Below are 21,265 nucleotides of genomic sequence, written 5' to 3'. Positions count from 1 at the left end.
CCTAAGCTTAAAATGAAAACAACTAATAACGAAGAAATAACAAGAAAAGAAGCTATTAATAAAATTGGTAGCTATGGTAAATATGCAGCACTTACTGCATTAGGAACCTATTTAATATTAACACCACAAAAAGCACAAGCACAGTCTCCAGAGCCACCTGGAGCAGGATTTTAGATTTTCAAGTTTATAAATAATATAACCCCTAATATATTTAACCCCTAAATTAAACACTATGAGAAGAATTAAAAACCAATTAGTAATAGCCGGAATTCTTTTTTTCGGAATGTCTACTAACGCACAAGATCGATTAATGACGCTTGGTTATGTATCTGCAAATATAGAATTAGCAGAAAATTTTAAAGAGTACGAAGAAGTTCCACTTATTTCTAATGAAACATTTACCTATAAATATAAAGGTGAAGAAGTGATTGTTAATTTTAACGAAGATGAACATATCGAATATTACAATAATGGAGAGCATTATATAAAATCTAATCTTACTTGGGTAAGTAAAGATGAATGTATAATTACTTTAGATGAAATTACATTACCAGATTTACCTTTTAAACCAGGTAATAGCTTAAGAATGAAAATTACAAGTGTAAGAGGAAAGTATGTTTATTACGAATCTACGCTTGCTGGTAGAACTTGGAAAGGTAAAATGAAAAGAGTAAAGCAATCACCAAAAGAGTATGTTGCTTCAAAATAAATTCTAATATTTTTAAAGTTAAAAAAAACCCCAGATACTTTAAAATCATAGAATAAAAAGACGAACTTATGTTCGTCTTTTTTCTTTTATAAATTTTTTAAAGCTGTATCTAACTTCTTATACTTAAAAACAAAACCCTCTTTTATTATTTTTTCTGATGACAGTCTACTTCCTTCTAAAAGAATAATTGCCAATTCTCCAAAAATCAATTTTAATAAAAAACCAGGAACTGCAATAGGTAAATATGGTCTTTTAATAGCTTTAGCTAGTGTCTTAGAAAACGTTTTACTCGTATGGTATTCTGGCGAAGTAGCATTGTAAACATCATTAAGATTCTCTTCAATAGATTTTATATACAAACTACACAAATCATCTATATGAATCCAAGGCATATATTGTTTTCCAGAACCTAAAGGAGAAATTATAGGTGTTTTCATTTTATCTAAAGCACCGCCTTTTTCAGATAGTACAACACCCGTTCTAAGAATAGCAACGTTTGTATTTAATTCTTTAAATTTATTTGCTGCTGCTTCCCATTTAAAACAAACCTCACCTAAAAAATCGGTACCAACCTCATCTGTCTCTTTAAATATTTTATCTGTAGTTTTTGCTCCGTAGTAATTACTTCCAGAAGCAGAAATAAAACCTTTTAGAGAAATATGTTGTTCTTTTATTTTACTAAACAACAAATTAGCGCTCTCTACTCTACTATCTATAATTACTTTTTTTCTTTCTGAAGTCCATCTTTTATCTGCAATTCCTGAACCGGCAAGATGAACAATATATTCTATATCCTCAATGGCTTTAGCTGCAACAAATCCTTTAGAAATGTTCCATTCAAATTCATTCTCTGCTTTAGGGTTTCTACTTAAAATTCTTACTTCGTGGTTTTTATCAACCAACATTTTAGTTAACCTTTTACCTACTAAACCTGTACCACCCGTTATTAAAATTTTTGCCATATTGTAAATATAATTATAATTTTTGTTTAATGATTTTAATATTTAATAAAACAAATCTATACGAACATATAATAAAGCTATGTTAATCTTTTTTAAGGCTCTTAATAAAGGCGTATTTTTATAGTGATGAAAAACAACAAAAAAAGAAAAGGTTTTGTCTTTAAAACCTATGAAGCAGAAAATCAATCTCCTTTCGAAAAATTATTCGAGATTTTTAAGGAATTGATTACACATACTTCTGGCGATTTTGATGAAGCAATAGATTGGTTACGTTCTTTAGATGTAGAATATAAACTGACGGATGAAAATTACACCATTGACGATTTTATTGAAGATCTAAAGAAAAAAGGCTACATAAAGGAAGAAGTTAAAGGAGATGGAACCGGAGGAACAACAATTACATCGAAAACAGAACGCGCAATTAGACAGCAAGCGTTAAATCATATTTTTGGTAAAATTAAAAGAAGTGGCGCAGGAAATCATAAAAGTAAATCTCCAGGAATTGGAGACGAACATACTGGCGATTTAAGAGCATATCAATTTGGTGATGCTTTAGATAAAGTTTCGGTTACAGAAAGTATTAGAAACGCACAGATTAACAACGGAATAGATAATTTTAGTCTAACTGAAAGTGATTTAGTGGTAGAAGAAACCATGCATAAAAGTCAAATGAGTACTGTTTTAATGATAGACATAAGTCACTCTATGATTCTGTATGGCGAAGATAGAATTACACCTGCTAAAAAAGTAGCAATGGCTTTGGCAGAATTAATTACTACTCGCTATCCTAAAGATACATTAGATATTATTGTTTTTGGTAACGATGCTTGGTCTATTAAAATTAAAGATTTACCGTATTTACAAGTTGGCCCTTATCACACAAATACTGTTGCCGGTTTAAATTTAGCGATGGATTTACTTAGACGAAAAAGAAATACCAACAAACAAATTTTTATGATTACTGATGGAAAACCAAGTTGTTTGCGTTTACCAGATGGCCAATATTATAAGAATAGTAATGGCTTAGATAAACACATTGTAAATAAATGTTATGCAATGGCACAACAAGCAAGAAAATTACACATTCCTATTACCACTTTTATGATTGCACAAGACCCTTACTTAATGCAATTTGTAAAGGCTTTTACACAAGCAAACCAAGGAAAAGCATTTTATACAGGTTTAAAAGGCTTAGGTGAAATGATTTTTGAAGATTACGAAACAAATAGAAAAAAGAGAATTAAAGGATAAATAAAAGAAACTAGATTAAAGAAAAAGAAGTAGCGTAAAATCTGTTTTCTTTCCTCTTTATTCTTGCATCTAAAACAAAGAAATGAATTTAGAAAATATAAAAACATTAGGCGAATTAGTAAAATCTGGATATAAGTCTAGATCTATAAAAGACGAGTTAAGAGAAAACCTTATTAGTAAAATAATGAGTAAAGAAACCGTTTTTAAAGGAGTTCATGGATACGAAAATACCGTTATTCCTGAATTAGAAAGAGCCATTTTAAGTAAACACAATATTAACTTATTAGGATTAAGAGGACAAGCAAAAACGCGTTTGGCTAGATTAATGGTTAATTTATTAGACGAATACATTCCGGTTGTAGAAGGTTCGGAAATTAATGACGATCCTTTAAATCCAATTTCTAGATTCGCTGTAGAGTTGATCAAAGAAAAAGGAGACGCTACTCCTATCTATTGGATGCACAGAAACGAACGTTTTGCAGAAAAATTAGCAACACCAGATGTAACTGTTGCAGATATTATTGGTGATGTAGATCCTATAAAAGCTGCCAACTTAAAATTGTCTTATGCAGATGATAGAGTTATTCATTACGGAATGATTCCACGTGCTAACAGATGTATTTTTGTAATTAATGAATTACCAGATTTACAAGCAAGAATTCAGGTTGCATTGTTTAACATTTTACAAGAAGGTGATATTCAAATTAGAGGTTTTAAATTACGTTTGCCTTTAGATATGCAATTTGTGTTTACAGCTAACCCAGAAGATTATACGAATAGAGGAAGTATCGTTACGCCTTTAAAAGATAGAATTGGTTCGCAAATTTTAACGCATTACCCAGAAGATATAGAAACTGCTAAGACTATTACACAACAAGAAGCAAACAAAGCAAGCTCTCAAAAAGAGTTTATAGAAGTACCAGAATTGGCAAAAGACTTGTTAGAGCAAATTGTTTTTGAAGCTAGAGAAAGTGAATATATAGATGCCAAAAGTGGTGTAAGTGCTCGTTTAAGTATTTCTGCTTTCGAGAACTTATTAAGTACTGCAGAAAGAAGAGCCTTACTTTCTGGTGATGAAAAAACAATGATTCGTTTAAATGATTTTGATGGAATTATTCCTGCAATAACAGGTAAAGTAGAATTAGTGTATGAAGGGGAACAAGAAGGTGCACATGTAGTTGCAGAAAGCTTAATTAAAAAAGCAGTTACTACTTTATTTCCTAGTTATTTTCCTGAAATAAAAAAATTGGAAAAACAAAGTGAAGAAACACCTTATGACGAAATTATTTCTTGGTTCTTTAATGCAGATGAAGATTTTGAATTATTAGATGAATTTACAGAAGTACAATACAAAGCAGAATTAGACAAAGTAAAACCTTTAGATGCTTTTATTAAACAGTACCAACCAAACTTAAATGAAGCAGATACTTATTTTATGAAAGAATTTGTGTTGTGGGCTTTGGTTGAGTTTAAAAAGTTAAGCAAATATCGTTTTGCAGAAGGCACGCAATTTAAAGACCCTTATAGTAATTTTATAAGTGGACTTTAATTCGCTACCAATTTCCACGAGATTTTATATTCTCATTACAAAACCGAATTATTTCTATAATTCGGTTTTTTCTTGTTATTTCTCTTTTTGCTTGATGCAACCAATACAGATAGCTCTTTCTATAGCTAGGAGCAAAACTTTTGAAGTTAGAAAAAGCAATTTCATTCTTGTCAAAGGCAAGTTGTAACTCTTCCGGAATTATTCCTTTTTCAACTGCATCTAAAGCTGTCCAAGATCCGTTTTGTTTCCCTATTTCAATAATTTCTAAACCTTGTTTGTGCATTAAGTCATGAGAAATCAACTCTTTAATATGTTTCTTATTTAATGCACTCCAAACACTTTTAGAATTTCGTTTACAAAAATATTGTCTGCGTTTTCCGTTTCCTAAACTTTTTACAGTAGCATCTATCCAACCATAACACAGCGCAACTCTAACTGCTTCTTCCCAACGCATAGATTCTTCTTTATTTTCTACTTTATAAAAAATAAGATATATTCCTTCGGATGAATCATGATTTTCAGACAACCAATTGCGCCATTCAACATCATTTTTAAAATAGATTTCTGGTTTTGTTATTGATGACATTATGTTGTTTATAAGCGTTTAATCTATTTTAATTTATCTAAAAATGGTTTTAATTCAAGTAACTTAATATCGTCTCGTTTTCTTAATTCTTTTAAAAACCAAAGTTTATGTCCTGCTCCGTAGGTAATTAAAATTCGCTTATTCTGATTTTTGTATTTCTCTAAAGCTTTTTCAATATTCCAATAATGAGCAATATTAATATTGTCCCAACCACCAAGACCTAATTCTTCATTAAAAAGCTCGTTGTAAACTTTTAAACTAATATTATAAATACTATCGTAAGTATTTGTGTGTATAAAATAAGGATCGTTTTTATTACCAGTAATTGCCATAATAGAGTCAGACCTTTTATTAGCTTTGGTATATTTTTTCCAATCTGCTGTTCTTGTAGAATCTTTACTAATTGCTCTTAGTTTTTTCTGACGATCTAAAGCCATAGAACGAGACCAACCTGCAGTAGGAATAATTGTAAAAGGCATTGTTTTAGATAACGGAAAAATAACCTTTGTATATTCTGGAAAACGCATTACTCTAGGTTCAGAGATAGAATCATCTCTTTTAAAACCCTTCATAGCTTCATCAAACTTATTTGGCGGAATTTCAGTTAAAATAACATCAGGGTTAATTTCTTGAATAAGTTTAATTAACTTTTCTACAGAAAATTCTTTGGCAGTTAAATGGCCTCCATGAATAGTTCCTAAAACCAAAACTTCATTCTTTTTATCTGTTGTACAATTATAAAATAAAAAGAGAAAACTAATAATAAAGATACTTTTAAAGATAAGTTTCATAAACATTTATCTCATAATTTTATTAGGAAAAACAACTACACTTTCATGTCCGTTTTCACCAACTGCAGCCACACCAAAAAAGAAATTATCTATTACAATTCCGTTTAAAGTAAACTCTGTAGCCTCTACATATCTAGCATGATCCCAAGTAGGAGACGTTGTATCTCTCCAATAAATCTTATAGCCCTTTGCTCCTGCTACATTACTCCATTTTAATTTTACGTTAGCTTCTACAATACCACCAATAAAAACTTCTTTTGGTGCTGCTGGTGCCCAAGCCAAATTTGCCATAGTAATTGCATTTACAGCAGTTAACTTTTTAGTGTACGGAAAATTTACATGTTCAAAAGTATCACCATAATTAATGCCGTTTTCAGTTCTAATATCTTGGTGTTGTTGTGTGTAATTTTCATGCGCTTCCATAATTCTAATTCCAGCAAAACCTAAATCATTAAAAGGTCTGTGATGCCCACCTCTACCAAATCTATCTAATCTATAAATCATCATAGGATTCATTTCTGGCATATATGTTTTCACATTTTTATGAATGTATCTTGCCAACTGTCTAGAAATTCCATCTACTTCACCTCCATAAAAACGTCTCATTTTACGTTCTCTCTCAGTTTCATTTGCAGGAACTGGTTCAGAAAAAATTCTAAAAGACCTGTTATCGATAACACCATCAACTCCTTCAATATTACCAATCATGTCATTATTTAAAACTCCAATAATATCCCAACCTTTATCTTTGGCATATTTTGCTAAACCAGCACCACCAAATAAACCTTGTTCTTCACCAGAAAGACCTACATAAATAATACTACTCTCAAATTTATACTTACTTAAAACTCGGGCTGCTTCTATTGTACCGGCCATTCCCGAAGCATTGTCATTTGCTCCTGGAGCATCCGTAGTAAAATCCATTGTATCACTTGCACGAGAATCTATATCTCCACTCATAATAACATACTTATTAGGGTATTTTGTTCCTTTTTGTACAGCAACAACATTAACTACCCAAGCATCGTGAGGCACTCTTCTATTCCCTTTTTTGGTAACAAAGTCTTTTTGATAAAAAACATTAATACAATTATTACATTCTTTAGAAATAGTTTCAAATTCAGACCTTATCCAACGTCTTGCTGCACCAATTCCTCTTGTGTTAGAGATAGTGTCTGAAAACGTGTTTCTGGTACCAAACTCTGTTAATGTTTTTACATCTGCTTTTATCCTTTCTGCAGAAACTGCTTCAATAATATCATAAATTTTTTGATCTGTTTGTGCAGTAATTGAAACGCTGATAAATAATAATAATAGTAATAGTATTTTCTTCATAATTTAAAATTTTATTTTTTGAAATACCAAAATGGTATATCTAAAATGTGTTTACGTTCTATTGTTTTTGCTGATTTAAATGGAGTTGATTTTTCTAATCTTTTAAAATTAAGAACATGTTTACCTTCTTTAATATTTCTTATAGGTATTACTGTTTCAAAACCAATTTGATTATTTATTTCTGTAAAAGAAAAACTAGGTTTTAATTTAATAGTATCTAATTTTAAACTATAAATTTTTTGAAAAGCCTTTAAATATAACAAATTAATACTATCGTTTAATTTAATAACTTCATTATCTTTAGCTACAGAAAAGGCATTTCTAAAACCTCTTATATCTTCTGTAGGTTTTAAGTTTTCATTTCTCTCAAAAATAAAATCCTCGATACTTTCTTTAAAAGGAATAAAAACATATAAAAAATTATCGTTTATTATCTTAGATTGTATAGCAGCTCCTTTAACGTATTGGTTTTTACCCAAAGAATTTATATAATTATTACTATTAGAGTAATATGAAGAAGACTGTTTATTTTTTGGAATATAATTAGATCTAACAGTAGTTAATGTTGTAAAAAAGAATGCTAGGATATAGATTGGTGTAATAATAAAAGTTAATCTTCTACTAAATTTATCATCTAAAATATTATAAACTAAAGGTCTGTAAAGAAAAGAAAGTGTAATAACACTAAACAATCTGTAGACAGGAAAATATAAAAAGGAAGTCCATTCTTTTTTCTTTAAATACCCTTGTGTAATAAAATCTATAAAAACTATAAGTGCTAAGAAAAGGAAGAAAATAGCAAAAAAACCAAGAAACATAAAACCTGCCATTTCAGAGAACAAGCCAGATTTAATGAAAAAATTACCTACTAAAACTAAAATTAGAATTACTAAAAATAAAGATAATATGTAAAATAAATACAGAAAAGTAATTGCAAATAAAATACTACAATAATTTTCTAATGTGCCAATATACTTGTCAAAAGACCCTACTTTTTTCTTTAAATGATTTGTAAAACGTTTTCTATAATTTAGAGAATCATAATCTATTTCACCAGAAACGTAACGTAACCCAATAGCACCAATCCATAAACCCCTTAAAACTACATGTATAACTAAGTTTACAATTAGAACTATACAAGCTACAAAAGCAACTAAATATAAAAACTTATTATAGCTTTCTAAAGCAATTGCTTCGTTCCAGATTCTCTTTAGTGGATCTAAAGCGGTAAACAACCCAAAAATAGCAAAACCAGATATTAGCAACTCTAATTGCCAACTTTCTTGCTGTAACTTATCTAAAAGATCTTTAAACTTATTATCTGTATACTCATTCTTCATTAAAAAATATTTTTTTTAAAGATACTGACTTTTTAAAACAGAAAAAAACCACTTCATATAAAATGAAATGGTTTTTAAAATAAATTTTCTATTAAATAATTTGAACTGAAATGATTAAAATTTTCTATTTATAGTTTGATTAGTACCTGTAAAATTATTTGTTTTTATATTGAAATCTACAACTCCTAAAACCAATCCTTCTTCTGTAATTACCTCTACTTTCCACTCTCCATCAATTACATTATTTTTATAACTATAACCTCTATACCCATTATCTCTTCCACCAACAATTTCAAAGCCAATTTTATCTAAATTTTGCCATTCCTCTGTTTCATAATTATACCATTTCCATTGATGATAAATTTTCTTTTTTAAATCTGTTGGTGCAAAAATAGACGTAAAAATGTATACCGGTTTATTTACATTTCTATTAAAATCTATTTTATGATCTCGCCAAAAGATATACCAATTATCTACTTCGTAGGAAACTAAATAATTTCCGTTTTCTATTGAAATAATATGAGCAACAACACCTTTATCTAGCGCCAAAGGAACTGGTGGAATTAATCTAAAATAATAAAAACCATTTATTAATAAGTAAATACTAAATATTAAACCTATCATTTTCCATTTTACCATTTCTACTCTAGTAGAATAGCTATTTCTATAAACCAAAATAATTAGAGCAAATGTTGATAAAAGACTAATTAAACCAGAAATAAGGAAAATATCTGTACTCATTTCCTTTAAAATTACCGGAATAAAAAAACTTAAAAAAGTGAAATTCACAAAATAATAAGCTCCAAATTGCAGATATTTATTAGAAATTCTTTTCTTAAAAAATTCATTTGCAAAGAGCAAAAAAAGTAAAATTAAAAAGAAAGATGCTGTTTTAGATAATGAAACACTTCTAGAAAAATAAATTACATAAGCACTTGTTAAACCACCTAAAAAAAACTGAATAGCTAATGGTAAATAGGCTTCATATTTTCTAAACAGCGTGTTTTTCCACTTATCGCCATCTACTAAATTATAAATATAAATACTTATAGTTAGTAGTGTCATGTAAATACAAAGAATAACGATATCATAAAATCTATCTATTCTTCCTAACGTTAAAGAATCCCAAATAAAACCACCTATAAAAAATAATAAAGGAGCAAATTTTTGATGCGTTTTTATATATTTATAAAAACGAGATTGTTTGTATTTTATAGCTCTATTACTCATTAGAAATTATTAATCATCTTAATTAAGATACATAAATTTTATTGATATAAATATCAATATTTAGTTCTTATTTTACATCAAATTTACTGTAATCATTTGTACTTTTATCACACAAAACTAATCATCTTAATTTTCAAATTCAAGAAATGAAAATCATAATATCACCAGCAAAATCTTTAGATTTCGAAAGTAAAGTACCAACAGATATTTACACGCAACCACGTTTTTTAGAACAATCTAAAAAATTAAATAAGAAACTAAAAACACTTTCTAAAAAGAACTTATCTGATTTGATGAAGATTTCTGATGATTTGTCTGCTTTAAATTATGAAAGAAACCAGACTTGGGAAACTCCTTTTACAAAAGAAAACTCTAAACAAGCTATTTATTCTTTTACAGGTGCCGTTTTTAAAGGAATAGATGTAAATTCTTTGAGTGCTAAAAAAATTCCTGTTTTACAAGAACGCTTAAGAATTTTGTCTGGTTTATACGGTTTGCTAAAACCTTTAGATTTAATACAACCTTACCGTTTAGAGATGGGAACAAGGCTAAAAGTTGGTAGTACAGAAAATCTTTACAAATTTTGGAATGATACACTGGCAAATTCCTTAAACGAAGAATTAGAAGATGATGAGTTATTAGTAAATTTAGCAAGTACAGAATATTTTAAAGCATTACCAAAGAAAACTTTAAAAGTACCAATGATTACACCTGTTTTTAAAGATTTAAAAAATGGTGAATATAAGATTGTTATGACCTACGCAAAAATGGCACGTGGTTTAATGGTACGTTATATAATTGATAATGATGTTAAAACTATTGAAGGTTTAAAAAGTTTTAACATTGATAAATACCGTTTTTCTGAAAGTCTATCTTCAGAAACTGAATTGGTTTTTACGAGATAAAATTTTGTTCGTTTTATAAAAAATAGCCGTTTACAATTAAAAACTGTAAACGGCTATTATATATTAGTACTTAAAATTTAACAATCTACAATTCTAACAGTAACAGCTAAACCTCCTTCTGAAGTTTCTTTATAGTTTTTATTCATGTCTTTGGCAGTTTCCCACATTGTATCTATTACATCATCTAAATGTACCAAAGATTCTTTAGGGTTTGTTTCCAAGGCTATTTCTGCTGCATGAATTGCTTTTATTGCTCCCATAGAATTACGTTCTATACAAGGTATTTGTACCAAACCGCCTATTGGATCGCATGTTAAACCCAAATGATGTTCCATTGCTATTTCTGCCGCAGACAAACATTGTGCAGCCGTACCACCTAACAATTCTGTTAAAGCACCTGCTGCCATTGCAGAAGAAACACCTATTTCTGCCTGACAACCTCCCATTGCTGCAGAAATTGTAGCGTTTTTCTTAAAAATACTTCCAATTTCACCAGCTGTTAATAAAAACCTTTTAACGTGGCTAAAATCTGCTTCATGATTTTCTATAACTAAATAATACATTAAAACAGCAGGAATTACACCAGCACTTCCGTTAGTTGGTGCTGTTACTACTCTACCCAAAGCGGCATTTACTTCATTTACAGAAAGTGCTAAGCAACTTACCCATTTTAAAATTTCTCTAAATTTAACTTCGGTACTTCTTATAGCAGTAATCCATTCTTTAGGATTAGAATATACAGTATCTTTTATTAATTTTTCATGTGTATCAAAAGCTCTTCTTTTTACATTTAAACCTCCAGGAAGTGTCCCTTTAGTATGGCAACCAATGTACATACACTCTAACATTGTATCCCAGATTCTGTTTAACTCAAAATCAATTTCATCTGCAGAACGTAACTCTAATTCGTTTTTTAGTACAATTTCTGAAATTGACAAATTATCTCTTTCACAGTATTCTTCTAATTGTATGGCTCTATTTATAGGGTAAGGAAAGTTCTTTTTATTAATTTCTATTTCCTCTTCTAAATTGTCATTTTCTTGAACAATGAAACCTCCACCAATAGAATAATAAGTTTCTGTAGAAATTTCTTCATCATTAGAATACCCTCTAAATGTAATTCCGTTGGAGTGAAAAGGTAAAAAATCTCTATTAAACTTTATATCTTCTTTAAGAAACTTAATAGTTTTACCTCCTTTAAAATAAAGTTCTTCTTGTTCATTTATTCTTTCTATAATAATAAATATATCTTCTATAGGTATGTATTCTGGGTCTGCTTCACTTAAACCTAATAAAACAGCCAAATCTGTAGCATGACCTTTACCTGTTAAAGAAAGTGAACCATATAAATCTACTTTAATTCGATCTATTAAATCAAACTTATTTTGATTTCTAATTGTCTGAATCCACTGTTCAGCAGCTCTCCATGGACCTAGTGTATGTGAGCTTGATGGACCAACACCAATCTTCAACATATCAAAAACACTTATAAATTGCGACATTCGTAAAATTGATTAAAATATATGCCGTAAATGTAAAAAATCCAACTGAATGAGTTGGATTTTTTTATATAATTAAAAAAAAGAAATTTTACATTCCGTAAACTGACTCCTTATCAAACTTTTTAACTAGCATATAATACACTACTGCTCTATATTTTTTTCTTTCAGACTTCCCAATTCTCTCCATCACCTCTTCAATACCAGCATCTAGTTCTTTACTATCTGCCATTCCTAATTTCTTAATTAAGAAGTTATTTTTAACAGTGGCTAATTCTTTAGCATCAGAACCAGAAACTGTTTCTGCGTCTGCTTTGTATATAGAAGGTCCTAAACCTTTAGTTACAGCTGCTAATAAATCATCATTAGAACGTAGATTTCTATCGTCCATAAATTTCTTATATAAAGCTACTTTTTCGTCAAATTTACTCATTTTTTTTAGTTTTATTGTTTGTATAAAATTATGATTCTAAAAGAACTATCCAAATATAGGAAAATAATTCAGCAATTCAAATATTCTTCTTATTCAATAGATTAGATACAATTTATGTCATAATGTCACATGACTATTTGTTATTTTAAAAAATAAACTGACATTTTCAAGTTAAAAAGCAGTTGGCACACAGTTTGACTAATAGAAATTGTAAAATTGAATTTATAAAAAATTAAAATAAATATTATGAGTAAAATAATTGGAATCGATTTAGGAACAACAAATTCATGTGTTTCTGTAATGGAAGGAAATGAGCCAGTTGTAATTCCTAATGCTGAAGGAAAAAGAACAACACCATCTATTGTTGCCTTTGTTGAAGGAGGAGAACGTAAAATTGGTGACCCAGCTAAAAGACAAGCTGTAACAAACCCAACAAAAACTGTTTATTCTATTAAACGTTTTATGGGTAACAAATTTTCTGAATCTACTAAAGAAGCAGGAAGAGTTCCTTATAAAGTAGTAAGAGGAGATAATGATACACCTAGAGTAGATATTGATGGTCGTTTATATACACCTCAAGAAATTTCTGCAATGGTGTTACAGAAAATGAAAAAAACTGCTGAAGATTATTTAGGAACTGAGGTTACTGAAGCAGTAATTACTGTACCAGCATACTTTAACGATGCACAAAGACAAGCTACAAAAGAAGCTGGTGAAATTGCAGGTTTAACTGTAAAAAGAATGATAAACGAACCAACAGCTGCTGCATTAGCTTATGGTTTAGACAAGTCTAACGACGATAAAAAAATTGCTGTTTTTGATTTTGGTGGTGGAACACATGATGTTTCTATCTTAGAATTAGGAGATGGTGTTTTTGAAGTATTAGCTACAGCTGGAGATACACATTTAGGTGGTGATGATGTTGATGAAAAAATAATTAACTGGTTAGCTGAAGAGTTTAAAGCTGATGAAGATTTAGATTTACGTAAAGATCCAATGTCTTTACAACGTTTAAAAGAAGCTGCTGAAAAAGCGAAGATTGAATTATCTTCTTCTGCTTCTACAGAAGTTAACTTACCTTATGTTACTGCTACTGCTAGCGGACCAAAACACTTGGTAAGAACTTTATCTAGATCTAAATTTGAGCAATTAATTGACGATTTAGTAAAAAGAACAATAGAGCCTTGTCAAACTGCCTTAAGAAATGCAGATTTATCTATTGATGAAATAGATGAGGTTATTTTAGTTGGTGGTTCTACAAGAATACCTGCTGTACAAGAAGCTGTTGAAAAATTCTTTGGAAAATCGCCAAGTAAAGGTGTTAACCCTGATGAAGTTGTTGCTTTAGGAGCTGCTATTCAAGGTGGAGTTTTATCTGGAGATGTTAAAGATGTATTGTTATTAGACGTTACACCTTTATCTTTAGGTATTGAAACAATGGGGAATGTTTTCACAAAATTAATTGATGCAAACACAACTATTCCTACAAAAAAATCTCAAGTGTTTTCTACAGCAGTAGACAACCAACCTTCAGTAGAAATTCACGTATTACAAGGTGAAAGAGCTATGGCTGCAGATAACAATACTATTGGTCGTTTCCATTTAGATGGTTTACCTCCTGCACAAAGAGGTGTACCTCAAGTTGAAGTAACTTTTGACATTGATGCAAATGGTATTATTAAAGTTTCTGCTTTAGACAAAGGAACAAACAAATCTCACGAGATTAGAATCGAAGCTTCTTCAGGTTTATCTGAAGCAGAAATCGAAAAAATGAAAAAAGACGCAGAAGAAAATGCTGATGCTGATAAAAAAGCAAAAGAAACTGCAGAAAAAATCAACGAAGCAGATTCTATGATTTTTCAAACAGAAAAGCAATTAACTGAATTTGGTGATAAAATATCTGCGGATAAAAAAGCACCAGTTGAAGCTGCTTTAGTTGAATTAAAAGCTGCTCACTTATCTCAAGACTTAACATTAATTGATACTGCTTTAGCAACTATTAATGAAGCTTGGAAAGTTGCATCTGAAGAGATGTATGCTGCACAAGGTGGTGCTGACGCTGGTGCACAACAAGGGCAACCAGAAGCAGATACTCAAGGAGACAATGTTGAAGATGTAGATTTCGAAGAAGTGAAGTAATTCACAGAAAGAAAAAATATATTTTCTTAAATAAATAAGAACGCAATCATTAATTTGATTGCGTTTTTTTTGTTATAAATTAGAATATATTTGCACACAAACATTGTAACATGAAAAAAATAATTTTCTTTTTAATAATCTTTATTGGATTTTATTCATGTAAAGAAACAAAAGACACTTCATTTAAAATTGGTGTAGTTTCAGATTGCCAATATTGTAATTGCGATATTAAATGGGATCGTTATTATAAAAAATCTCCTCAAAGATTAAAAGAAGCCGTTAAAACTCTAAATGAAGACACTCTAAGTTATACAATTCATTTAGGTGATTTTATTGATAAAAATTTAGAAAGCTTTGATAGCATATTACCAACATGGAAAAAACTAGCATCTACCTCTTATCATGTTTTAGGTAACCACGATTTTGAAGTGAAAGATTCTTTGAAAAAAGAAATGCTAAAGAAATTAAATATAAAAAATAGATATTATAGTTTTGTCGAAAAAGATTGGCGCTTTATTGTTTTAGATGGTAATGACTTGAGTTTTTACGGAACAACATCCAAAGAAAAAGCACAACAAACAGACTCACTTTTTAAGCTATTAAAAGATAAAAATCTACCTTTTGTAAAAAAATGGAATGGCGCTTTAAGTAATGACCAATTAAAATGGATTAAAGAAGAACTAACTATCGCTACTCAGAAAAACCAAAAAGTTGGCTTTTATTGTCACTTTCCTATTTTTCCTATAGACCAACATAATATTTGGAATAGAGAACAATTTTTAGCAGTTATAAAACCATACAAAAATGTAAAGTTATTTTTTAACGGACACAATCATGCAGGAGCATATGAATTAGTAGATAATGTTCATTATTTAACTTTTAAAGGAATGGTAGACACAGAAAACACCTCTGCTTTTGCTAAAGTAAATTTTAATAAAGACACAATTACCGTAGAAGGTTTTTATAGAGAACCTTCTAGAAAGTTAGTCATTAAATAAAAAAACTTTGAAAACCTATAACAAAACCAACTTCTTTAAACATACTTTTTGCGAATTCAAACAAATTGATGATTTTCAATTTCCAGAAGACACCAATTATAAAAGTAAATCTGCTAGTATGTATTTTTATTGTGATGAAGGTGTGTATAGAAAATCGAATCATTGGGGACGCGTTGCTAATTGCAGATGGAAATTACTCGCAAACGAGGATTATAAAAACCAACAAATAGTAATTGGTTTTGCAAAATGGGCAGACTTCTACCCTATTAATTCAACAGAAAAAATATTTTTTATTGATGTAAATTTTGAAGAAAAAACAGCGAACATTCAACCTAAAAAAGAAGGAACAAATAACTTACTTTTTACGCTAAATGAAGCACAACAAAAAATAAAACAGATCTCTATTTTATTTAAAGAAACAAAATGGGCCAACTATTTTGACGATGATATAGATATTATTCGTTTCAAAGTAATTACAGAGTTCATCAATACGAATAAAACGTTACAGCAAATTAAAAGAGAATTATAAAGGAATTCCGTGGTTATTCTTAATTTCTCCCATCACAAAAGTACTGTGTGCACTTCCAATACCTTTAACAGAGCCCAAACTTTGTAATACAAAATTTTGATAATGTTTCATATCTTTCACCATCACTTTTAATAAAAAATCAAAATCGCCAGAAGTATTATAACATTCTGTTACTTCTGTAAGAAACATAATATCTTTTACAAACTGATTCCCTATTTCTTTTGTGTGCTCCTTTAACGTAATATTACAAAACACAATTAAAGAAACATCTAACTTTTCACTACATAAAACAGCAGTCGTTTTTTTTATATATCCTTCTTTTTTTAGTCGTTTTATGCGATCAAAAACAGGAGTATTTGTAAGATTTACTCTCTGAGCAAGCTCTTTTGTGGTAATATCTGCGTCTTTTTGCAGTAAACGAAGTAGTTTTAAATCAATTTCATCAATCTGATACATAGAGTATTTTTCTTTTTAAGGTTCAATTACAGTCTACAAAAGTATTTTACACTGTATTTTTCTCAAAAATAGTTTTATATTCTGAATATGAATAAAAATACATTATTTTTATTTATAAGTTATAGGTTTGTACAGTAATTAAAACTTATAACTATGAAAACTACTATTTTAGGTCATCCAAGAATTGGAGAAAAAAGAGAGCTAAAAAAAGCAATTGAAAGTTACTGGAAAGAAAATATAGATGAAACAACGCTATTAAAAATTGCCAGCGACATTAAAAAGAAAAACTGGTTACATCAGAAAGAAATAGGAATCGATATTATTCCTTCTAATGATTTTTCTTTATACGACCAAGTTTTAGACATGTCGTTAACCTTAAATTGTATTCCTAAAAGATTTAGAGAGTTAAAAAATAAGGTTTCATTTGTAGATTTATATTTTGCAATGGCGCGTGGTTTTCAAAAAGATAATTTTGATATTGTAGCAATGGAAATGACCAAATGGTTTGATACAAATTACCATTATTTAGTTCCTGAATTTGAAAAAGAACAAAAATTTGAATTAAATTCTTGTAAAATCATCAGCGAGTATCGCGAAGCGCTAAAAGAAGGCATCAAAACAAAACCTGTATTAATAGGACCTTTAACCTATCTTTTGATAGGTAAGGAAAAAGAGAGCGGCTTTCATAGATTAGATTTAATAGATCGTTTATTACCTGTTTATATCGAATTAATTACAGAATTACAAAATGAAGGCGTAACTTATATTCAGTTTGATGAACCTTATTTATCGTTAAATTTATCATATAAAGAACGTGAATGCTATCTAGAAACCTATACAATTTTAAGAGCTAAGTTTCCTAAACTTACATTTGTTCTCGCAAACTATTTTGGAGATTTAAACGATAATTTAAACCTAGCACTGTCTTTACCTGTTGATGTTTTACATGTAGATTTAGTGAGAGGTTTAGAGGAGTTAGATTCCATTTTAATTCATCAAAATAAAAACCAAATACTATCTTTAGGTATTGTTGATGGAAGAAATATTTGGAGAAATAATTTTGATACTTCCATAGAAATCATCAACAAAGCAAAAGCGGTAAAAGGCGATAACCTTTGGATTTCTTCTTCATGTTCTTTGTTACACAGTCCGTATGATTTAGTCAACGAAAAAGATGGTTCTATACCAAAAGAAGTAACGCAATGGTTGGCTTTTGCTAAACAGAAATTACAAGAAATTATATTGCTTAAAAAAATAACTCAGAATAATTTACAAGCATCAGATATTAAAGAGATTGAAACTAACAAATTAGCTTTTATCAATAAGAACAACTCTAAACTTATACATAATAACCAGGTTAAAAATCGTATAAATGCATTAACGGAAGCAGATAGTTTAAGAAATAATATTTTTGTAGAAAGACAAAAAACACAAAAATCAGCATTAAAACTACCTCTTTTTCCAACCACAACAATTGGTTCTTTTCCGCAAACAAAAGAAGTTAGGTCTTTAAGATTAAAATACAAGAAGCGTCAATTATCCGAAGAAAAATACAACTCCTTTTTAGAAAAAGAAATTACGAGTGCTATAAAGTTTCAAGAAAATATTGGTTTAGATGTATTGGTTCATGGTGAGTTTGAGCGTAATGACATGGTAGAATATTTCGGAGAAAGATTAGCTGGTTTTGCTTTTTCTAGTTTTGGTTGGGTACAGAGTTATGGTACAAGATGCGTAAAACCGCCAATTCTTTTTGGCGATGTATCTAGGGAAAACCCAATGACTGTAAAATGGACTGAATTTGCACAAAGTTTGTCTAAAAAGTACGTAAAAGGAATGCTTACTGGACCTGTAACTATTTTACAATGGTCTTTTGTTAGAGATGATCAACCAAGAGCAGAAACATGTAATCAGATTGCTTTAGCTATAAGAGATGAAGTTGCAGATTTAGAAAAAGCAGGTATAAAAATTATTCAGATTGATGAACCTGCCATAAGAGAAGGTTTGCCATTAAGAAAAAGTAATTGGGCAGCTTATTTAAAATGGGCCGTAAATGCCTTTAAAATATCGGCAAGCGTTGTTAACGACGAAACACAGATTCACACACACATGTGTTACTCGGAGTTTAATGACATCATTGCAAATATTGCAGATATGGATGCTGATGTAATTACCATAGAAACTTCTCGTTCGGAAATGGAATTACTAGATGTTTTTGTCGATTTTAAATATCCAAATGAAATTGGCCCAGGAGTTTACGACATTCACTCTCCCAGAGTACCAAACATAAATGAAATTGAAAGTTTACTAATAAAAGCAACCAATTTATTACCACCAGAAAATATTTGGGTAAATCCAGATTGTGGTCTAAAAACAAGAGATTGGCCAGAAACTATTGCTGCTTTAGAAAACTTAGTTGCTTCTGCAAAATTAATGAGAGAAAGAGTATCAATACCAATTTAGTAAAAACAGAACAGTTTAGGAATTAGTCTTAAACTGTTCTCTTTTTTTAAATAAACATATTGTATTTTTGACATAAAATATACCATATGAATATTCCACAAACTAGTTTTCCAAGAGTTGTTATTATTGGTGGCGGGTTTGCAGGTTTAGCTGCAGCAAAAGGATTAGAAAAACAAGAACTACAAGTTGTTTTAATTGATAAACATAATTATCATACATTTCAACCTTTGTTATATCAAGTTGCAACAGGTGGTTTAGAACCAGATTCTATTGCTTTTCCGTTAAGAAAGCGTTTTAATGATGTAGATAACTTCTATTTTAGGTTAGCTGAAGTAGAGAAAATCAATCCAGAGAATAATACCATTGAAACTTCTATAGGAAACTTAGATTATGATCAATTAATTATAGCTACCGGTTCTACAACCAACTTTTTTGGTAATACAAATATCAAAAAGCATACAATGGAAATGAAATCCATTCCGCAATCTTTAAACATTAGAAGTTTAATCTTAGAAAATTTTGAAGAAGCTTTATTAACATCAGATTTAGAAGAAAGAAAAGCTTTAATGAATTTTGTAATTGTAGGTGGTGGACCAACAGGTGTAGAATTAGCAGGCGCTTTAGCAGAAATGAAGAAAGGTATTTTACCTAAAGATTATCCAGATTTAGACATTCGTCAAATGCAGATAAACCTTATACAAAGTTCTGAGTGTATTTTAAAAGGAATGAGTGCAAAAGCTTCTGAAAAAGCAGAAGATTTTCTGATAAAACTAGGAGTTAATGTTTGGAAAAATTTGCGTGTTTTAGATTATGACGGAAAAACTGTAACAACAAACGGTGAAGATCATTTTAGAGCAGAAACTGTTATTTGGGCAGCTGGTGTAAAAGGACAAATGATTGATGGTTTAAACGCAGAATGTGTTATCGAAAGAGCTGCAAGAATTAAAGTAAATGAATTTAACCAAGTTTTAGAATACACAAATGTATATGCTGTAGGTGATGTTGCTTGTATGTCTTCTGAAAAAACGCCTTACGGACACCCAATGATGGCACAACCTGCTATTCAACAAGGTAAACTAGTTGCAAAAAATATTTTAGCAAAATTATTCAATAAAAAACAGAAAGCTTTTGTTTATGATGATAAAGGTTCTATGGCAACTATTGGAAGAAATAAAGCAGTTGTAGATTTACCAAAGTGGAAATTTCAAGGAGTTTTTGCATGGTTTGTTTGGATGTTTGTCCACTTATTCTCTTTAATTGGCTTTAGAAACAAAGCTATTGTTTTTCTAAATTGGGTGTATAGTTACATTAGATTTGATAGAGAAACGCGTTTAATTATTAGACCTTATAAAAAGAAAAATAAATATTCATTTAAAAGCTAATTTATGGCAATTAAAAGAATGATAAAATGCCCAAACTGCGGTGTTTTTAATACAAACAAAGAGTATTGCACTAACTGTAATACTCTAATTTCTCATCAAAAGAAAAGAGAAATAAAAGTAGCAGCTGTAAAACAAAAGCAAGTAGATAAAGCTATTTACGAAAAAGAGAATCCTAATTTAGCCCAAAGATTAAAAAAGCATCCTTTTTGGTTATATAGAATTGCTGGCTGGCTTTTATATTCTGCAATAATGGTTGTTAGTACAATTGGCGCAGGTTTAGCTTGGTTTATTGCAATGGTTGCTGCAGGTTAATATGAAAAAAACACTCTTTTATTATTTTTTATTTTCCCTATTAGCAGGAACTATCGTTTATTTTCTTCAATATTCCTCAGTTTCTTTGCCTAAAATTATTCGTTTTTATCTAAATGATTTTTTAGTAATACCTATTGTTTTATACATTAGTTTGCACATATTAAAATGGTCTAAAAACGATAAAAAATATACATTGAGTTTACCAATAATTTTATACGTATGCTTCTTATATAGCATATTGTTCGAGTTTATTTTCCCTAAATATCTAGCAAGATATACCAAAGATTTTGTAGATGTTATGCTCTATTTTTCAAGTGGTTTTGTATTTTATATTCTTCAAAAAAATAAAAAAGAATTCTGATAAAATTTTGAAAGAAAACATTCGCATTTAACACAAAG

General features: G+C 29.6%; 20 protein-coding genes. 11 read left to right on the top strand and 9 right to left on the bottom strand.

The window, feature by feature from the left end:
- Nucleotides 1-12 precede the first annotated feature (12 nt).
- On the top strand, nt 13-174 hold the full coding sequence (locus SHK09_RS08410; protein WP_319810320.1) for a hypothetical protein: 162 nt from the start codon (nt 13-15) through the stop codon (nt 172-174).
- A 58-nt stretch (nt 175-232) separates the two neighbouring features.
- On the top strand, nt 233-709 hold the full coding sequence (locus tag SHK09_RS08405; protein ID WP_319810319.1) for a hypothetical protein: 477 nt from the start codon (nt 233-235) through the stop codon (nt 707-709).
- A gap of 86 nt (nt 710-795) precedes the next feature.
- Here the strand turns inward: SHK09_RS08405 and SHK09_RS08400 are convergent, their stop codons facing one another.
- Nucleotides 796-1,671, bottom strand: a complete 876-nt coding sequence (locus SHK09_RS08400) for a TIGR01777 family oxidoreductase (RefSeq protein WP_319810318.1) — start codon at nt 1,669-1,671, stop codon at nt 796-798.
- Nucleotides 1,672-1,797: 126 nt separating this feature from the next.
- Here SHK09_RS08400 and SHK09_RS08395 point away from each other — a divergent pair, with 126 nt between their 5' ends.
- Both SHK09_RS08395 and SHK09_RS08390 read left to right on the top strand, forming a co-directional pair.
- The gene (locus tag SHK09_RS08395; RefSeq protein ID WP_319810317.1) at nt 1,798-2,922 is read left to right on the top strand and encodes a vWA domain-containing protein; all 1,125 of its coding nucleotides are present in this window, start codon (nt 1,798-1,800) and stop codon (nt 2,920-2,922) included.
- 82 nt (nt 2,923-3,004) lie between these two features.
- On the top strand, nt 3,005-4,471 hold the full coding sequence (locus SHK09_RS08390; RefSeq protein WP_319810316.1) for a magnesium chelatase: 1,467 nt from the start codon (nt 3,005-3,007) through the stop codon (nt 4,469-4,471).
- Nucleotides 4,472-4,475: 4 nt separating this feature from the next.
- Here the strand turns inward: SHK09_RS08390 and SHK09_RS08385 are convergent, their stop codons facing one another.
- The 5 genes from SHK09_RS08385 to SHK09_RS08365 all read right to left on the bottom strand — a co-directional run bounded on the left by SHK09_RS08385 (nt 4,476) and on the right by SHK09_RS08365 (nt 9,753).
- Entirely contained in the window at nt 4,476-5,057 is a 582-nt protein-coding gene (locus tag SHK09_RS08385; protein WP_319810315.1) for a YdeI/OmpD-associated family protein, read from the bottom strand.
- Nucleotides 5,058-5,080: 23 nt separating this feature from the next.
- Nucleotides 5,081-5,848 carry a hypothetical protein gene (locus SHK09_RS08380; RefSeq protein ID WP_319810314.1) on the bottom strand — a complete coding sequence of 256 codons (768 nt, stop codon included), beginning with the start codon at nt 5,846-5,848 and terminating at the stop codon, nt 5,081-5,083.
- A 6-nt stretch (nt 5,849-5,854) separates the two neighbouring features.
- Entirely contained in the window at nt 5,855-7,183 is a 1,329-nt protein-coding gene (locus tag SHK09_RS08375; RefSeq protein ID WP_319810313.1) for a M28 family peptidase, read from the bottom strand.
- Between the two features lie 11 nt (nt 7,184-7,194).
- Nucleotides 7,195-8,523: a hypothetical protein gene (locus SHK09_RS08370; protein WP_319810312.1), complete on the bottom strand. Its 1,329-nt coding sequence runs from the start codon at nt 8,521-8,523 to the stop codon at nt 7,195-7,197.
- 114 nt (nt 8,524-8,637) lie between these two features.
- A complete protein-coding gene (locus SHK09_RS08365; RefSeq protein WP_319810311.1) occupies nt 8,638-9,753 on the bottom strand; it encodes a DUF2914 domain-containing protein in 1,116 nt (371 codons plus the stop codon).
- A gap of 146 nt (nt 9,754-9,899) precedes the next feature.
- Between SHK09_RS08365 and yaaA the strand changes: the two genes are divergently transcribed.
- Nucleotides 9,900-10,658 carry a peroxide stress protein YaaA gene (gene yaaA / locus SHK09_RS08360; protein WP_319810310.1) on the top strand — a complete coding sequence of 253 codons (759 nt, stop codon included), beginning with the start codon at nt 9,900-9,902 and terminating at the stop codon, nt 10,656-10,658.
- A gap of 77 nt (nt 10,659-10,735) precedes the next feature.
- Here the strand turns inward: yaaA and SHK09_RS08355 are convergent, their stop codons facing one another.
- Nucleotides 10,736-12,160 carry an L-serine ammonia-lyase gene (locus tag SHK09_RS08355; RefSeq protein ID WP_319810309.1) on the bottom strand — a complete coding sequence of 475 codons (1,425 nt, stop codon included), beginning with the start codon at nt 12,158-12,160 and terminating at the stop codon, nt 10,736-10,738.
- A gap of 88 nt (nt 12,161-12,248) precedes the next feature.
- Nucleotides 12,249-12,590 (bottom strand): DUF2853 family protein, encoded by a 342-nt coding sequence (locus SHK09_RS08350; RefSeq protein ID WP_319810308.1) that lies wholly within the window; start codon nt 12,588-12,590, stop codon nt 12,249-12,251.
- Nucleotides 12,591-12,836: 246 nt separating this feature from the next.
- Between SHK09_RS08350 and dnaK the strand changes: the two genes are divergently transcribed.
- From dnaK to SHK09_RS08335, 3 genes are all read left to right on the top strand, one after another.
- Entirely contained in the window at nt 12,837-14,729 is a 1,893-nt protein-coding gene (dnaK, locus tag SHK09_RS08345) for a molecular chaperone DnaK (protein WP_319810307.1), read from the top strand.
- Between the two features lie 110 nt (nt 14,730-14,839).
- Nucleotides 14,840-15,727 (top strand): metallophosphoesterase, encoded by an 888-nt coding sequence (locus tag SHK09_RS08340; RefSeq protein WP_319810306.1) that lies wholly within the window; start codon nt 14,840-14,842, stop codon nt 15,725-15,727.
- Nucleotides 15,728-15,734: 7 nt separating this feature from the next.
- On the top strand, nt 15,735-16,256 hold the full coding sequence (locus tag SHK09_RS08335) for a hypothetical protein (protein WP_319810305.1): 522 nt from the start codon (nt 15,735-15,737) through the stop codon (nt 16,254-16,256).
- Here SHK09_RS08335 and SHK09_RS08330 read toward each other — a convergent pair.
- The gene (locus SHK09_RS08330) at nt 16,251-16,712 is read right to left on the bottom strand and encodes an Lrp/AsnC family transcriptional regulator (RefSeq protein ID WP_319810304.1); all 462 of its coding nucleotides are present in this window, start codon (nt 16,710-16,712) and stop codon (nt 16,251-16,253) included. The genes SHK09_RS08335 and SHK09_RS08330 overlap by 6 nt on opposite strands.
- A 153-nt stretch (nt 16,713-16,865) precedes the next feature.
- Here SHK09_RS08330 and metE point away from each other — a divergent pair, with 153 nt between their 5' ends.
- The 3 genes from metE (at nt 16,866) to SHK09_RS08315 (ending at nt 20,866) form a co-directional block, all read left to right on the top strand.
- Complete coding sequence (gene metE, locus SHK09_RS08325; RefSeq protein WP_319810303.1) at nt 16,866-19,172, top strand: 5-methyltetrahydropteroyltriglutamate--homocysteine S-methyltransferase; 2,307 nt, start codon at nt 16,866-16,868, stop codon at nt 19,170-19,172.
- 86 nt (nt 19,173-19,258) lie between these two features.
- Nucleotides 19,259-20,554, top strand: a complete 1,296-nt coding sequence (locus SHK09_RS08320) for an NAD(P)/FAD-dependent oxidoreductase (RefSeq protein ID WP_319810302.1) — start codon at nt 19,259-19,261, stop codon at nt 20,552-20,554.
- A gap of 3 nt (nt 20,555-20,557) precedes the next feature.
- Nucleotides 20,558-20,866 carry a hypothetical protein gene (locus SHK09_RS08315; protein WP_319810301.1) on the top strand — a complete coding sequence of 103 codons (309 nt, stop codon included), beginning with the start codon at nt 20,558-20,560 and terminating at the stop codon, nt 20,864-20,866.
- Nucleotides 20,867-21,265 lie beyond the last annotated feature (399 nt).

It is taken from the genome of Polaribacter sp. PL03, assembly GCF_033875165.1.
Classification (GTDB): Bacteria; Bacteroidota; Bacteroidia; order Flavobacteriales; family Flavobacteriaceae; genus Polaribacter.
The sequence above is the reverse complement of the archived record's forward strand: the minus strand, read 5'-3'. Positions and strand labels throughout refer to the sequence as shown.

Coding starts and splice junctions, on each gene's coding strand:
- SHK09_RS08385 (WP_319810315.1), bottom strand. CDS start 5,057: ATGTCATCAATAACAAAACCAGAAATCTATTTTAAAAATGATGTTGAA.
- SHK09_RS08390 (WP_319810316.1), top strand. CDS start 3,005: ATGAATTTAGAAAATATAAAAACATTAGGCGAATTAGTAAAATCTGGA.
- SHK09_RS08370 (WP_319810312.1), bottom strand. CDS start 8,523: ATGAAGAATGAGTATACAGATAATAAGTTTAAAGATCTTTTAGATAAG.
- SHK09_RS08320 (WP_319810302.1), top strand. CDS start 19,259: ATGAATATTCCACAAACTAGTTTTCCAAGAGTTGTTATTATTGGTGGC.
- dnaK (WP_319810307.1), top strand. CDS start 12,837: ATGAGTAAAATAATTGGAATCGATTTAGGAACAACAAATTCATGTGTT.
- SHK09_RS08315 (WP_319810301.1), top strand. CDS start 20,558: ATGGCAATTAAAAGAATGATAAAATGCCCAAACTGCGGTGTTTTTAAT.
- SHK09_RS08380 (WP_319810314.1), bottom strand. CDS start 5,848: ATGAAACTTATCTTTAAAAGTATCTTTATTATTAGTTTTCTCTTTTTA.
- SHK09_RS08375 (WP_319810313.1), bottom strand. CDS start 7,183: ATGAAGAAAATACTATTACTATTATTATTATTTATCAGCGTTTCAATT.
- SHK09_RS08350 (WP_319810308.1), bottom strand. CDS start 12,590: ATGAGTAAATTTGACGAAAAAGTAGCTTTATATAAGAAATTTATGGAC.
- SHK09_RS08400 (WP_319810318.1), bottom strand. CDS start 1,671: ATGGCAAAAATTTTAATAACGGGTGGTACAGGTTTAGTAGGTAAAAGG.
- SHK09_RS08395 (WP_319810317.1), top strand. CDS start 1,798: ATGAAAAACAACAAAAAAAGAAAAGGTTTTGTCTTTAAAACCTATGAA.
- SHK09_RS08410 (WP_319810320.1), top strand. CDS start 13: ATGAAAACAACTAATAACGAAGAAATAACAAGAAAAGAAGCTATTAAT.
- SHK09_RS08330 (WP_319810304.1), bottom strand. CDS start 16,712: ATGTATCAGATTGATGAAATTGATTTAAAACTACTTCGTTTACTGCAA.
- SHK09_RS08355 (WP_319810309.1), bottom strand. CDS start 12,160: ATGTCGCAATTTATAAGTGTTTTTGATATGTTGAAGATTGGTGTTGGT.
- SHK09_RS08340 (WP_319810306.1), top strand. CDS start 14,840: ATGAAAAAAATAATTTTCTTTTTAATAATCTTTATTGGATTTTATTCA.
- yaaA (WP_319810310.1), top strand. CDS start 9,900: ATGAAAATCATAATATCACCAGCAAAATCTTTAGATTTCGAAAGTAAA.
- SHK09_RS08405 (WP_319810319.1), top strand. CDS start 233: ATGAGAAGAATTAAAAACCAATTAGTAATAGCCGGAATTCTTTTTTTC.
- metE (WP_319810303.1), top strand. CDS start 16,866: ATGAAAACTACTATTTTAGGTCATCCAAGAATTGGAGAAAAAAGAGAG.
- SHK09_RS08365 (WP_319810311.1), bottom strand. CDS start 9,753: ATGAGTAATAGAGCTATAAAATACAAACAATCTCGTTTTTATAAATAT.